The 13,800-nt window shown below is 59.6% G+C and carries 7 protein-coding genes and 1 pseudogene; 4 read left to right on the top strand and 4 right to left on the bottom strand.

The features are described 5' to 3' along the window. Positions 1–4 precede the first annotated feature (4 nt). Positions 5–1,057 carry a low specificity L-threonine aldolase gene (locus ASD54_RS16610; RefSeq protein ID WP_062555728.1) on the bottom strand — a complete coding sequence of 351 codons (1,053 nt, stop codon included), beginning with the start codon at positions 1,055–1,057 and terminating at the stop codon, positions 5–7. 493 nt (positions 1,058–1,550) lie between these two features. Here ASD54_RS16610 and gltB point away from each other — a divergent pair. The 3 genes and pseudogenes from gltB to ASD54_RS16595 form a co-directional block, all read left to right on the top strand. Beyond that, positions 1,551–6,188, top strand: a pseudogene (gene gltB / locus ASD54_RS16605) (glutamate synthase large subunit); the annotation flags it as partial. Positions 6,189–6,348: 160 nt separating this feature from the next. Continuing rightward, on the top strand, positions 6,349–7,803 hold the full coding sequence (locus ASD54_RS16600; RefSeq protein ID WP_062555727.1) for a glutamate synthase subunit beta: 1,455 nt from the start codon (positions 6,349–6,351) through the stop codon (positions 7,801–7,803). Positions 7,804–7,918: 115 nt separating this feature from the next. Beyond that, complete coding sequence (locus ASD54_RS16595) at positions 7,919–8,482, top strand: nucleoside 2-deoxyribosyltransferase (RefSeq protein WP_062555726.1); 564 nt, start codon at positions 7,919–7,921, stop codon at positions 8,480–8,482. Here the strand turns inward: ASD54_RS16595 and ASD54_RS16590 are convergent. Continuing rightward, positions 8,474–9,637, bottom strand: coding sequence for a GDSL-type esterase/lipase family protein (locus tag ASD54_RS16590; protein ID WP_062555725.1), 1,164 nt, complete (start codon positions 9,635–9,637; stop codon positions 8,474–8,476). The two genes, ASD54_RS16595 and ASD54_RS16590, sit on opposite strands and share 9 nt — an antisense overlap. Before the next feature lie 99 nt (positions 9,638–9,736). Beyond that, the gene (locus ASD54_RS16585; protein ID WP_062555724.1) at positions 9,737–10,951 is read right to left on the bottom strand and encodes a lytic murein transglycosylase; all 1,215 of its coding nucleotides are present in this window, start codon (positions 10,949–10,951) and stop codon (positions 9,737–9,739) included. Positions 10,952–11,159: 208 nt separating this feature from the next. On the opposite strand from ASD54_RS16585, the gene galU reads away from it, so the two are divergent. Continuing rightward, the gene (gene galU / locus ASD54_RS16580; RefSeq protein ID WP_062555723.1) at positions 11,160–12,044 is read left to right on the top strand and encodes a UTP--glucose-1-phosphate uridylyltransferase GalU; all 885 of its coding nucleotides are present in this window, start codon (positions 11,160–11,162) and stop codon (positions 12,042–12,044) included. Between the two features lie 73 nt (positions 12,045–12,117). Here galU and ASD54_RS16575 read toward each other — a convergent pair whose 3' ends face one another. Then, positions 12,118–13,761 carry an outer membrane beta-barrel protein gene (locus ASD54_RS16575; RefSeq protein WP_062555722.1) on the bottom strand — a complete coding sequence of 548 codons (1,644 nt, stop codon included), beginning with the start codon at positions 13,759–13,761 and terminating at the stop codon, positions 12,118–12,120. Positions 13,762–13,800: the final 39 nt, after the last annotated feature.

The following is a 13,800-nucleotide window of genomic DNA, read 5'->3' as shown; positions in this document are numbered from 1 at the left end:
TCCCTTAAGCCTGCTGCAGGATGTCCAGAAAGCGATCCACGTCCTCGGTGGTCGTTGCGAAACTGGTGACAAGGCGAATGAGGGATTCGTCCTTATGAACGGTTGCGGCCACATCTTTCGGGGTCGGCCATTCATAGAACTTCGCGCCCTTGTCCTCTGCCGACTTGGCCGTGGCTCTAGGGATCACCGCGAAAACCTCATTACTTTGAGTTCCCCATGCAAGCCGTGCCGTGTTGGATGCGGCGAGCCCATCGCGCAGTCTGTCGGCCATGCCGTTCGCGTGCCTGGCGAGATCCAGCCAAAGGTCATTATCCAGATAGGCGGCCAGTTGGGCGGAGATGAAACGCGACTTGGAAAAGAGTTGCGCCGCCCGCTTGCGAATGAACGGCATTTCACGTGCCTTGGCAGGATCGAAAAAGACGATGGCTTCGGCGCACCAGCAGCCATTTTTCGTGCCGCCGAATGAGAGAACGTCGACGCCACGTTTCCAGGTCATTTCCGCAGGCGTTGCGTCAAGCGCCACCAGGGCGTTGGCGAAGCGTGCGCCATCCATATGCACACCGATGCCGTTTTCCCGGGCGATTTGCGTGAGCGTTTCGATCTCAGAAAGATCATAGACGGTGCCTTGCTCGGTTGCCTGCGTCAGCGTGACCGAGTTGGCGCGACCGTGGTGTACCGCATCCTGCGGAAAGCGGGCTATCTGCGCCTTCAGGCTTTCGGCATCCATCTTTCCGAGTGGGCCCGCGACTTCGATCATGCGCATCCCGGAGAAAAAGTCCGGAGCGCCGAGCTCATCCTCAATAACATGGGCTTCCGAATGGGCGAATGTCACGCCCCCAGGTCTGGCGAGGCTGGCGAGCGCCAGCGAATTTGCCGCTGTTCCCGTCGCGACATAGAAGACGGCAACGTCTGTCTCAAAGATGTCGCTGAAACGTGCTTCGATCGAACGGTCCAGTTCGCTGGTACCATAGGCGGATGCAAAGCCTGCGGCCTCCTTCGTCAAGCGTTCGCTGATCAGCGGGTGCGCACCCGCCCAGTTGTCGGAGGCAAAGAACATGAAGTGACCTTTCATATGCGTCGGTAAGCGCCGGGAGACGGCGGTGGGAAAATTAGACGGATGCGCCGTTCGATCAAGTGTTCCTCACATACCCTTTGCCGGAACGGAATAGGTCGCAATGAAAATGCGACGAGACATGCCCTGGCCTAATTTTATTTCAGCTGTGCAGCACTCAAGATAACTTTCATGCCGTGATAAGCCCTCTTTTTTCGAGCCTGCGCCTTGCGCCTTGAACAGATGTCTGTCATAAAATGCAGGAACTAGGACAGTCATCCTGTCCTATTTCGGGTCTCGGCACTGGTTGAAACTGTTAACCTTCAAGGGTTGGCCGTTTCAGGCGGTGCCTCTGCGGCGCGTCAAGCGACGCTTTTCTGGTTCAACCCTGATGCGCGTGTGCGCTGACAAGGAGGAAATGATGACGAAGGCTATATCCACCCCCGCTGACGGCAGCGATACGGTGAAAGCGCTCATTCCTGTCCGTTTGTCGCCGTCCGGCCTGCCGCTCGCGCAGGGGCTTTATGATCCGCGTAACGAGCATGATGCCTGCGGCGTCGGCTTTATTGCGCATATGAAGGGTCAGAAGTCGCACCAGATCGTCAAGGACGGTCTGTTCATCCTCGAAAACCTCACCCATCGCGGTGCTGTCGGTGCCGATCCCCTGATGGGTGATGGCGCTGGCATTCTGGTGCAGATCCCGGATCGCTTTTTCCGCGAGGAGATGGCGAAGCAGGGTGTGACCTTGCCGAAGGCTGGCGAATATGCCGTTGGCCACATCTTCATGCCGCGCGACCCGGAGCAGATCGAGCACTTCAAGAAGGTGATGATTGAAGTCGTCGCCGAAGAAGGCCAGCAGTTCCTCGGCTTCCGCGATGTGCCCGTCGACAATTCCTCGCTGTCCAAGGCGCCGGAAATTGCTGCGACAGAACCTTATCACTGTCAGATCTTCATCGGCGCTGGCCGCGATGCCGCGACGAATCATGATTTCGAGCGCAAGCTGTTTTTGCTGCGCAAGGTCATTTCCAACCGCATCTACGACCAGTTCGGCGGTCAGGAAACCGGCTTCTATCCGGTCTCGCTGTCGTCCTCGACGATCGTCTACAAGGGCATGTTCCTGGCCTATCAGGTGGGTGCCTATTACAAGGACCTGAGCGATCCGCGTTTCGAGAGCGCCGTTGCCCTCGTGCACCAGCGTTTCTCCACCAACACCTTCCCGTCGTGGAAGCTGGCGCACCCGTATCGCATGGTCGCCCATAACGGCGAAATCAACACGCTGCGCGGCAATGTCAACTGGATGGCCGCGCGTCAGGCGTCCGTATCCTCGCCTTTCTTTGGCGACGACATCTCCAAGCTGTGGCCAATTTCCTATGAAGGCCAGTCGGATACGGCCTGCTTTGATAACGCCCTCGAATTCCTGGTGCGTGGCGGCTATTCCATGGCGCATGCGGTGATGATGCTCATCCCGGAAGCCTGGGCCGGCAACCAGTCCATGAGCCCTGAGCGCAAGGCGTTTTACGAATATCACGCAGCTCTCATGGAGCCGTGGGATGGTCCGGCTGCCGTTGCCTTTACCGATGGCAAGCAGATCGGCGCGACGCTCGACCGCAACGGCCTGCGTCCGGCGCGTTACGTCGTGACCTCGGACGACCGTATCATCATGGCTTCCGAAGCGGGCGTTCTGCCGGTGCCGGAAGAAACCATTGTCAAGAAGTGGCGCCTGCAGCCAGGCAAGATGCTGCTGATCGACATGGAAAAGGGCCGCATCATTTCCGATGAGGAAGTGAAGAGCGAACTTGCGACCAAGCACCCCTATCGCAACTGGCTGGACCGCACCCAGATCATTCTGGAAGACCTGAAGCCGGTGGAGCCGCGTGCGCTGCGCCGCGACGTGTCTCTGCTCGATCGTCAGCAGGCCTTCGGTTACACCTCGGAAGACACCAAGATCCTGATGTCGCCGATGGCAACGACGGGTCAGGAAGCGGTTGGCTCCATGGGCACCGACACGCCGATCTCGGCCATGTCGCAGAAGTCCAAGCTGCTCTACACCTATTTCAAGCAGAACTTCGCGCAGGTTACGAACCCGCCGATCGACCCGATCCGCGAAGAGCTGGTGATGAGCCTCGTCTCCTTCATCGGTCCGCGCCCGAACATTCTCGACCACGAAGGCATGGCCAAGGCCAAGCGCATGGAAGTGCGCCAGCCGATCCTGACCAATGGCGATCTGGAAAAGATCCGCTCCATCGGCCACGTGGAAGACCATTTCGACACCAAGACGCTGGACTTCACCTATGATGTGGAGCGCGGTGCCGAAGGCATGCCGGAAATGCTGGATCGCCTGTGCGAGCGTGCGGAAGCCGCTGTTCGCGGCGGCTACAACATCATCGTGCTGTCGGATCGCCAGCTCGGTCCCGACCGTATCGCCATTCCTGCGCTTCTCGCCACGGCTGCCGTGCACCACCACCTGATCCGCAAGGGTCTGCGTACCTCCGTCGGTCTGGTTGTCGAAACGGGTGAGCCACGCGAAATCCATCATTTCTGCTGCCTTGCCGGTTTCGGCGCGGAAGCCATCAACCCCTATCTGGCATTCGATACGCTGATCGACATGCACAAGAAGGGCGAGTTCCCGAAGGAAGTCTCCGAAGACGAAGTCGTCTATCGCTACATCAAGGCTGTCGGTAAGGGCATTCTCAAGGTCATGTCCAAGATGGGCATTTCCACCTACCAGTCTTACTGTGGCGCACAGATCTTCGATGCGATCGGTCTCGCTTCGGAACTGGTCAACAAGTACTTCTTCGGTACGGCCACGACCATCGAAGGCGTTGGTCTGGCTGAAATCGCGGAAGAAACCTTTGCCCGCCACAAGGCCGCTTTCGGAAAGGATCCGGTTCTGGCCTCCAACCTCGATATCGGCGGCGAATATGCCTACCGTATGCGCGGCGAAAACCACGCCTGGACGCCGGATGTCGTAGCAACACTCCAGCATGCCGTTCGCGGTAACAGCCAGGATCGCTATCGTGAGTTCGCCGAGATGGTGAACGAGACATCCGTACGGATGAACACCATTCGCGGTCTGTTCAAGATCAGGTCGGCAGAGCAGATTGGCCGCAAGCCTGTGTCTCTCGATGAGGTCGAGCCTGCTGTCGATATCGTCAAGCGCTTCTCGACAGGTGCCATGTCCTTCGGCTCCATCAGCCGCGAGGCGCATACGACGCTGGCGATTGCGATGAACCGCATCGGCGGCAAGTCCAACACGGGTGAGGGCGGTGAAGAAAGCGACCGTTACATGCCGCTGGCGGACGGTTCGCAGAACCCGGAACGCTCTGCCATCAAGCAGATTGCGTCGGGCCGCTTCGGTGTGACGACGGAATATCTCGTCAATGCCGATATGCTGCAGATCAAGGTCGCCCAAGGTGCAAAGCCTGGCGAAGGCGGCCAGTTGCCTGGCCACAAGGTGGATGCGACGGTCGCCAAGACCCGTCACTCCACGCCAGGTGTCGGCCTCATTTCGCCGCCGCCGCATCATGACATCTATTCGATCGAAGACTTGGCTCAGCTGATCTTCGACCTGAAGAACGTCAACACGGATGCCGACATCTCGGTCAAGCTCGTGTCTGAAGTGGGCGTCGGAACGGTTGCTGCCGGTGTTGCCAAGGCACGCGCCGACCATATCACGGTTGCCGGTTTCGATGGCGGCACGGGTGCTTCTCCGCTGACTTCGCTGAAGCATGCCGGTTCCCCATGGGAAATCGGTCTTGCTGAAACCCAGCAGACACTGGTGCTGAACGGCCTTCGTTCGCGCATTGCCCTTCAGGTGGATGGTGGCCTGAAGACCGGTCGTGACGTGATCGTTGGCGCTCTTCTCGGTGCCGATGAATTCGGCTTTGCAACGGCTCCGCTGATTGCGGCTGGCTGCATCATGATGCGCAAGTGCCATCTGAACACCTGCCCCGTTGGCGTTGCCACGCAGGATCCGGTTCTGCGCAAGCGCTTCAAGGGCACGCCGGAACACGTCATCAACTACTTCTTCTTCGTCGCTGAAGAAGTGCGCGAAATCCTGGCCTCGCTCGGCTTCACCAAGCTGGACCAGATCATCGGCGCTTCGGAACTGCTCGAAAAGGATGAGATGCTGGCGCACTGGAAGGCCAAGGGCCTCGACTTCAGCCGCATCTTCCACAAGGTGGAAGCGCCGAAGGAAGCAACCTACTGGACCGAGCGCCAGAAGCACCCGATCGATGACGTGCTGGACCGCAAGCTGATCGAAAAGTCGATGCCTGCGCTGGAAAGCAAGGAATCGGTGGTCTTCGAAGTGCCGATCAAGAACGTGGACCGCTCTGCCGGTGCCATGCTCTCGGGCGCACTTGCCAAGCGCTGGGGTCACAAGGGGCTCAAGGACGACACGATCCATGTCACGCTGCGTGGTACGGCTGGCCAGTCCTTCGGTGCCTTCCTCGCACGCGGCATCACGTTTGATCTCGTCGGCGACGGCAACGACTATGTGGGCAAGGGCCTTTCAGGTGGCCGCATCATCGTGCGTCCGCCGGAGAACTCGAAGCTTGCTGCCGAGCATTCTATCATCGTCGGCAATACGGTGCTCTACGGCGCAATCACCGGCGAATGCTACTTCCGCGGCGTGGCGGGCGAGCGTTTCGCCGTGCGTAATTCCGGCGCTGTGGCCGTCGTCGAAGGCGTGGGCGATCATGGCTGCGAATACATGACGGGCGGCATCGTGGTGGTTCTCGGCGAAACGGGCCGTAACTTCGCGGCCGGTATGTCCGGTGGCGTGGCCTACGTTCTCGACGAGAGCGGCGATTTCGCCAAGCGCTGCAACATGGCCATGGTCGAGCTGGAGCCGGTTCCGGAAGAAGACGACATGCTGGAGAAGCTCCACCACCATGGTGGCGACCTCATGCACAAGGGACGCGTGGACGTTTCCGAAGACATGACGCGCCACGATGAGGAACGTCTCTACCAGATGATTTCCAACCATCTCCACTACACGGGCTCCAACCGTGCCAAGGAGATCCTGGATCGCTGGAGCGAGTTCCGTCCGAAGTTCCGCAAGGTCATGCCGGTCGAATACCGCCGTGCGCTTGAGGAAATGGAACGGATGCGCATGGGCGTTGCGGCGGAGTAAATCGCCGCAGCCGTCATTCACGGATCAGACCGTTCGGTCGGTGCTTGAGCACTGCGTCGAACGGGAAGATCACAAGGGATCTGATCGTATCGATGTGGGCGCAAGTGGCGACGGTCGATACAGGGAGCTTCGGCTCCCATTTCGAAGTGAGGGATGAAACATGGGCAAGGTTACGGGTTTCATGGAAATCGACCGGCAGGTGGCAAAGTACCAGCCTGCGTCGGATCGTATTCGCCATTTCCGCGAATTCACCATTCCGATGTCGGATGCCGAAGTGACCAAACAGGCCGCGCGCTGCATGGACTGTGGCATTCCCTATTGCCATGGCCCGACCGGCTGTCCGGTTCATAACCAGATCCCGGACTGGAACGACCTCGTCTATAACAACAAGTGGGAAGAGGCGATCCGCAACCTCCATTCCACCAACAACTTCCCGGAATTTACCGGTCGCGTTTGCCCGGCGCCTTGCGAGGAAGCCTGCACGCTGAACCTGGAAGATGCGCCTGTCGCGATCAAGACCGTCGAGCAGGCCATTGCCGACAAAGCCTATGAACTGGGCTTTATCGCGCCGCAGCCGCCGACCATTCATACCGGCAAGAAGGTCGCCATTATCGGTTCCGGACCTGCCGGTCTTGCCGCTGCCCAGCAATTGGGTCGTGCTGGCCATGAGGTTCATGTCTACGAGCGCGAGAGCAAGCCTGGCGGTCTGTTGCGCTACGGTATCCCGGACTTCAAGATGGAGAAGAACTTCATCGATCGCCGCGTGGAGCAGATCAAGGGCGAGGGTGTTACCTTCCATTGCGGCGTGAACATCGGTGTCGACCTGCCGATGGAAAAGCTTCTCGCCGACCATGATGCAGTTGTCTATTGCGGCGGCTCCGAAACCCCGCGTCCAGCCGGTATTCCGGGTGTGGACCTGCACGGCGTCTATGATGCCATGCCATACCTCGTTCAGCAGAACCGCCGCGTCGGTCGTGAAAACATCGATAGCGTGGGCTGGCCGTCGGAGCCGATCCTGGCCGGCGCAAAGCATGTCGTCGTTGTCGGCGGTGGCGACACCGCATCGGATTGCGTGGGCACGGCTTTCCGCCAGGGTGCGGTGAAGGTGACCCAGCTCGACATTCGCCCCATGCCTCCCGAGAAGGAAGACAAGCTGGCCGTCTGGCCGTTCTGGGCCACAAAGATGCGTACCTCCTCTTCGCAGGCAGAAGGTGCGAACCGCGAATTCCAGGTCGCAACGCTCGAATTCGTTGGCGAAGACGGCCAACTGACCGGCGTTCGCTGCTGCCAGGTGGATGAGCGCCGCAAGCCGATTGCCGGCACGGACTTCATCATCAAGGCGGACCTCGCTTTCATCGCCATCGGCTTCTCCGGTCCGGCGAAGGATAGCGTGTTGAGCGATCTGGGTGACAAGCTGCAGCTGAATGTAGACCGCCGCGGTTCCACGAACGTGGTCGCGAACGAGAAGGACTACAAGACCTCGGTCGACAAGCTGTGGGCGGCCGGTGACGTTCGTCGCGGCCAGTCGCTGGTGGTCTGGGCCATTCGTGAAGGTCGTCAGGTCGCCCGTGCCGTGGACGAGGCCTTGATGGGTTCCTCGGTCCTGCCGCGCTAACGTCTTTACGTTCCGACAAAGAGTTACTACGGCCCGAAGCGTGGTACGCGAAGCCCAACCTCGCGTACCACGCTTCGGGTTATGATTTTTCTGTTCCGATCCGGAGGATTTGTCGATGAGCCTCAAACTCTATCTTGCCGGGCCGGAAGTTTTTCTCCCAAATGCCCGCCACATGCTGGACGCAAAGGCCGCGTTGGCGCGCGAGTTCGGGTTCGAGCCCATCTGCCCCGGCGATGTTTCGATCGAGCCTGCCCCCACGCGCCATGAATTCGGCCTGAAGATCAGTGCGGTCGATGAAGGCATGATGAACCGCGCCGATGGGATCATCGCCAATCTCACGCCGTTTCGGGGTATCGCCGCCGATGTCGGCACCGCCTTTGAGCTTGGCTATGTCTGCGCGCAGGGCAAGCGTGTTGCTGCCTATACGAACATGACGGCAAACCATTTTCAGCGCACGCGGGAATTCTACAAGGGTGAGATCGTGGAAGGGCCGGATGGGCGCAAGCGCGGCCCGGACGGCTTGTCTCTCGAAGATTTCGACATGATCGACAATCTGATGCTGCATGGCGGCATAGAGCGTCGCGGCGGCTTCATTGCCGTGCATGATGCAGCGCCAGACGCGCTCTACACGGACCTGACAGCGTTCCGGTCCTGCCTGGATTGGTATGCGTCACGGTGACGTCGGGTTCAGCCTGACATTGTCGATGCGGCCAACGGGAGCATCGGGCAGGAAGCCTTTGGTCAGCAACAGGTTCTGAGGCGTTTCCCGGGCCACCGGCTTGATGGTGGAAGCGCCGAGCAGTTCCTTGCCACCGTCCAGTTCGGGATCGGAGAGATTGATAGGCTGGCTTGGCATCTTCGCCTCTACTTCCGGCGGCAGGCTGGAAAGCAGCGGCAGATCTCCCGCATCCAGACGGATCAGATCTCCGACGGAGAGATCACCCAGATGGCGTTTTGCCAGTTTTTCCACGTAGAAAGCCAGCTTGCGTTTGCCCGCATCGGTGAAGCTCACGCCGTCCGCTCCCCGCAAGCGGGCCGGTTGGCCGTTCACGTCGGATCCGGTTACAATGAACTGACCGCTTTCATCGACGAATCCGTCCCAGATATCGACGAATTCTCCGCCCACTTCCTCGACATTCGACCTGTAAATGCCGTTCAGCGTCACGGCATCGGCTGTCAGTGACGGGGATTCGAATGCCGCAAGGCCGACCCAGAGAAGCGGGATCTTGCGATCCGTCACCATTTTCGCGAGGCGTGTGACGCGCTCTTCATATTCCTTCAGCCAGATATCCGTGCGGAAACGCTCCCGCTCGGCACCCACCTGCATGGACTGCCGGTCATTTGCGCCCAGCATCACCACCACGATCTGCGGCTTCTCCTGCTCCAGCATGCGGGGCAGTTCACTTAGCCAATCATAATGGTCCTGCCGGACGAGACCGGAAGCAACAGAGCCCTTGGCGATGACCTTGACGGAGGGATCCTGCTCGAAAGCGGTTTCCAGTCCCTGTCCGACACCCATGGCGCCGAAATCTCCAACCACCAGGATCTTGCGGGCGCTGTCCATTTTCTCAACCGCTTCCGGCTGCGGTGCTGCGGCCGGAGGCTTGACAGGTGTTGGTGCAGCCGGTCGCGCCGCGCCCTGCGGCCTTACCCGCTCCGGGCGAGGGCGCATCTGGATGATGGAGCTTTCGGGACGGCGCCGTTCATTGCCGAACAACATGTCGAACAGGGTGCGTCGCTGTTCCTGCGCTACGCCCACGCCCGCGGGCAGGGCCATCAACACAATGAGGGCCGTGGTCAGGAGGCGGCGAGGGAGCCTGCGCTTGGAAGTCATGTCTTCGGCCCATTCTCGATAAGCTGGTCCCATCCATCGGGACCGATGCCCGCGCGACAAAGCCGTGCGGGCCATGAGGTCAAGTCTGCGGGAATGTGGTCACTTCCGCAAGGCTTTCAACAGTCCCTTGGACGGTTCGCCATCCCGCTCCATGCCGAGGCGTGCCTGAATGGCGGCAATGGCAGCCTTCGAACCGGAGCCGAAGTTTCCGTCGATTTCGCCATCATAATAGCCCAGTTCCTTGAGGCGGCTCTGCAATTCGAACTTTTCCTTGATGTCCAGCGTATTGTGAGGACGCGGCCAGGATTGCTGCATGCCGCCATAACCGGCGATCTCGTCGGCCAGCAGACCAACGCCCAGCGCATAGGAGTCTGCTGCATTGTAGCGCTTGATGACAGTGAAATTGGTCATCATCAGGAATGCGGGACCTTCCGCTCCGGCGAGCAATTTGAGCGTGGCGCGATCATTGGGGCGAGGGAACGCCTTGCCATTGGCGCGCACGAAACCAAGCTTCGCCCATTGCGCCAGCGTTTTCGTCTGGCCTGCATGGCGCGCCGCACCGGCAGGCGATACGGCTTCATAGCCCCAGGTGGAGCCGGTCTGCCAGCCGTTTTTCGCAAGAAGATTGGCGGCGGTTGCCAGAGCGTCAGGGATGGAGCTCCAGATATCGCGACGGCCATCGCCATCGGCATCAACGGAGTAGAGAAGATAGCTTGTCGGTATGAACTGCGTATGCCCCATGGCACCTGCCCAGGAGCCAGTCAGATGCTTCGGTGTCACATCGCCAGATTGCAGAATCTTGAGGGCAGCAAGCAATTGCTTGCGGGCAAAATTGGCTCGTTTCGGGTCACCCCAGGCAAGGGTCGCGAGCGCTTGCGGCACGTGGTGAAGACGGTCGTGGTTCTGGAGGGCCGCCCCGTAATTCGTTTCCATCGACCAGATGGCCAGCAGGATATATTTGTCGACGCCGAAATGGCGTTCCAGCGCCGTCAGCGTGCGGTTGTGCTTGGCCAGCATCTCGCGCCCGACCTTTACGGTGTACGGGTTTACGCGGGAATCGAGATAATCCCAGATCTGCGCCTTGAACTCGGGCTGATAGCGTGCCTTTTCCAGCACTTCCTCATCCGGGCCGGTGATGCCCGCAAATGCCTGGTTATAAGTGGATTTGCTAATCCCGCTCGCCGCAGCCGTTTCATAGAATTTGGCGACCCATGCCTTGAAACCGGCGTCGGCCTTGGCATCTATCGCAGAAGTCGCAACGACAACCGCTGCGATGGCGGAGAGGGCAAAGCGTCTGGCGCTGAATTTTTTCATCGGCGGAGTGTTCCTTGTTCTATCCGGTCTCAAATTTGCCAGGATCGGGAACGACGCCCTGACATTGAAGCAACAGGGTAGACCGACAGTGTCAACAAATTCTTTACCATGTGGACACTCCTCTGTCATTGTTTGTGAAAAGGTAGTGATTGGCTGCTAAGGCGAAGGCCATGGCACCCTCATAGGTTTGTGCTTGAAGGAGGCATGAGTGGGACAACAGAAGATCCGTAAAGCCGTATTCCCCGTTGCAGGTCTTGGAACGCGCTTCCTGCCCGCGACCAAGGCTGTTCCGAAGGAAATGCTGACGGTCGTGGACAAGCCGGTCATCCAGTACGTTGTCGACGAAGCGGCTGCGGCCGGTATCGAGCACTTCGTATTCGTGACAGGTCGCGGCAAGGGCGTCATCGAAGACTATTTCGACATCCAGTACGAGCTGGAGCAGATGCTGCGCGAGCGGAACAAGAATGCGGAACTGACGCTGCTTTCCGACCTTCTGCCGACTGCCGGTACTGCAAGCTTCACCCGCCAGCAGGTTCCGCTTGGCCTTGGCCATGCCGTCTGGTGCGCGCGCGATATCGTTGGCAACGAGCCATTTGCCGTGCTGCTGCCGGACATGATCATGGCGTCTGAAAAGAGCTGCCTCAAGGGGATGGTCGAGCTTTACGACAAGACAGGCGGCAATGTTCTGGCGGTCGAGGAGTGCGATCCTGAGCTGGCGCACAAGTACGGCATCGTCGGCATGGGCGACAAGGTGGGCGAAGAAGGCTTCAAGATCACGCAGATGGTGGAGAAGCCTGCCAAGGGCACTGCCCCTTCCAACTTCTTCATCAATGGTCGCTACATCCTGCAGCCCGAGATTTTCAAGATCCTCGAGACCCAGGAGCGTGGTGCGGGCAACGAAATCCAGTTGACGGACGGCATGCTCGCGCTTGCCAAGTCGCAGGAGTTCTCGGCCTATCACTTCAAGGGCGAGACCTTCGACTGTGGTGCCAAGGATGGCTTCATTCTTGCAAACCTTGCCTTCGCCTTGAAGCGCGACGACATCCGTCCGTTGATCGAAGGACCGCTGAAGGCCATCACATCGAAGATGTGAGCTTGCATTTCGTGAAAACGAAAAGGGCCCCGGAAGTGATTCCGGGGCCTCTTTTTATCGCCTGAGGGTTAGTTTATCGCCTGAGAGTCAGGCCGACGCCGGCGCGCAACTGCTTGCTGTCGGTTCCGCCCGGATTGTCGGTGAACTCGTAGCCCAGGTTGGCAGTGGCATCGAAATAGCGATTGATATTCCAGATGACACCGGTTCCAAGAGACCAGTTCAAGGCGTTTTGCGTGCTTGGGTAATCGCGCACCGTGGACGAGGCGGTCAGTCGGCCTGTCAGATCGTTGCGGATGAGATGCGAGAGGCCCGCACTCAACTGGTAGTCAACCCAGCCGCTCTGACCTGCTGCCGTCGCGTCCTGCACCGTCGTTCTGAGACCCAGATCCACGTCTGTCCCACGCTGGGGTGACCAGAGCAGCGTCCCATCCACGGTAAAAGCGTCGATGGATTTCAGGCGGGCATCCTCATAATCGACGATGGCATAGCCAAGGCCCAGTTCGCCGCGCAACTTCTCTCCAAGATCGAGTTGCACGCCTGCACGGCCGCCGTAGCTCCAGGAGGATCGGGCATAACCCAGCCGGTCGACATCATCGTCATAGAGCGCGCGCCCGAGAGTAGCCTCGATGAAGGGGATAAGAGCAGGCGAAAGCTCGTAGCCGACACGGATGCGGCCTTCGACAGCGTTGCGATCCCGGTCGCTGAGGCTGAGCGAGCGACCATCTGCAAAGCGGGCGGAGCCGTAGAGTGTGCGTGTGCCGGTCAGCGCTGCGGTTCCGCGCAGAATTCCGAAGTCGCGTTCGATCGTGCCGCCCAACGAGAAACGGTCGACGCGCGCCTGTTCCACGGTACCGGCAATCGCGTTTGGGTCGCTCGCATCCTCACGCTCGAAGGCGTAACCGGCAAGAACATGGGCGACGGTCTGGTTTGACAGATCCAAACGCAAATCGGCGTCCAGTCGCGCATTCGGTTCGGTCTGACCGGTGCCGCTGATGTTTTTCTGGAAGGTGCCTGCGCCGGTGATGGTCAGCGCGTGGCGCGCCCAATCCGAGGTCAGCGTTCCATTCAGCGTGGTCGCAAGATAATTTCGGCGGCTGGTAGTGGAGCCGCTACGGGTCGTTTCTGAATTGACGCTCTGGTTCACGCTTGGCCGAAGCGTGAATGTGCCAAGCTTTACCCCCAGGCCATCGCCGCGGCGTGTAGACGTATCCCCGCCCTCGATCGCTTCTTCTGCTGCGTTCTGCTGCGGTTCGGTGAGCTCGCTCAGATCGTCGGCGATGAGACCATCCGCCTGATTGAGCGGTGTACCCTGCAGCATGTTGGCTCCCGCACGCAGGGGGGTGGTGGCAAGGCTTGTCGTGCCGGTCGCGGTTGAAGACAATCCGTTGCCGGTTTGGTCCAGTGGGTCCGCTGAGCCGCTGCCTGCCAGTGCCGTGTTGCTTGCGGAGTAGGGATCGGTCGGGCTGGAAAGCGGATCGTTCGCGCCGCCGGTACTGGTGCCTGTTCCTGTGCTGCGGGTGGGAAATGTTTCGTTCAGCGTGCTCAAGCCGCCGGTGCGTGCGGTGCTTCCGCTGCTGGCCGTCGCATTCGTATTGCGATTATTGGCGGATTGCGCTGCTGCGATGGTCGGAATGGCTAAAATGGTTGACGCAAGCAGGGTCAGCGTAGCGCCAAGGCGCCGCTGCCGCAAAGCATCGTTTGAAATGCGTTTCGTCATGGCGCCGACTGGGCTCCCAAATATTCTTACCCATTCGTA

Origin of the sequence: Rhizobium sp. Root149 (assembly GCF_001427345.1) — a bacterium.
Taxonomy (GTDB): domain Bacteria; phylum Pseudomonadota; class Alphaproteobacteria; order Rhizobiales; family Rhizobiaceae; genus Neorhizobium; species Neorhizobium rhizoryzae.
This window is presented reverse-complemented; position numbering and strand designations above follow the sequence as displayed.